This window comes from Butyrivibrio sp. NC3005 (assembly GCF_000424545.1).
GTDB lineage: Bacteria > Bacillota > Clostridia > Lachnospirales > Lachnospiraceae > Butyrivibrio.
Window position 1 is genome coordinate 1 of the sequence record NZ_AUKC01000097.1, and the last position, 1,000, is coordinate 1,000.

The following is a 1,000-nucleotide window of genomic DNA, read 5'->3' on the forward strand; positions in this document are numbered from 1 at the left end:
TTTTATATCTTTATCAGCTGGTTTTAATGCAATTTTAGCGTTATAATCAGCTGACAATACATATTATTTTTATTTACCAGCTGATTATAAAACATCAGCCACAGCAAAAAACACGACAATCTATTTTGTATTACCCCGTGTGCCAAAATAGATGTCAGTGAAGCTTGAAGCTATGTATCTTTGGAGTATTTGAGGAAAGTCAGAAGCAGGGAATCAGTCGGGATGGAGAAGATACGCTGGATAATGAGAGCCCAAAGCAAAGACGTCAATGAGTATTCACGGGGGCTTCCCGTAGAAGCATAGAAATGGTTTCCAAAAGAAACCGGTATTAATTCACTGAGATCTATGGAAGATTCGAGCAGTTTCAGAAACTCGGGTTTATCAGATTCAAAAAGTTTTTGAGTTTCTGTAAAAACATCGGCCAAAGTCAACTGATGATATGGTATCATATAGGTGACAACTCCTTTCTTTTGGGCATGGTTTATTGTTTCTGGACAACTCAATTTTACCATGAACCAGTGAGGAGTTGTTTAATTTTGTAGCAAAAAGAATGCCGTAATTACGCGGCTTCTGTCGTTTTGCAAACGCCTATCCAAAATTATAACGGAAAGGTGATTTTTTTGTATAACAAACACCGCGCACCCGCATAGCGGGTGGTTTATATTTCGCACGCTTCGCGCGCGAAACTGGGTCACGACCCATAACAAAAAAGCAGAGAGAACAATTATGTTTCTCTCTGCTTTTACATCACTCAAAAATACTTATTCAAATCTTTTATTGAAACAAACTTCGATTGGGAATGAACCATTCCCAACGACGTTATAACTCATTACTATTTGTTATTTCATCATCCGCAAGCCCTTGAAAATACTAAATTTGCAGATGCTTTACTTTCCCTTATGATTTCCCTTGTGTTATATCGTTCCATAGTGCTTTATGAGTACTGATAAGGGAAAAAACAAGGGAAAGATTCTACGGTAACACAATATAACACCTAATG

At 37.4% G+C, this 1,000-nt stretch carries 1 pseudogene; it reads right to left on the reverse strand.

Going from position 1 to position 1,000, the window contains the following annotated elements:
- Positions 1–176 precede the first annotated feature (176 nt).
- A pseudogene (locus G634_RS21685) lies at positions 177–449 on the reverse strand (ISNCY family transposase); the annotation flags it as partial.
- Positions 450–1,000 lie beyond the last annotated feature (551 nt).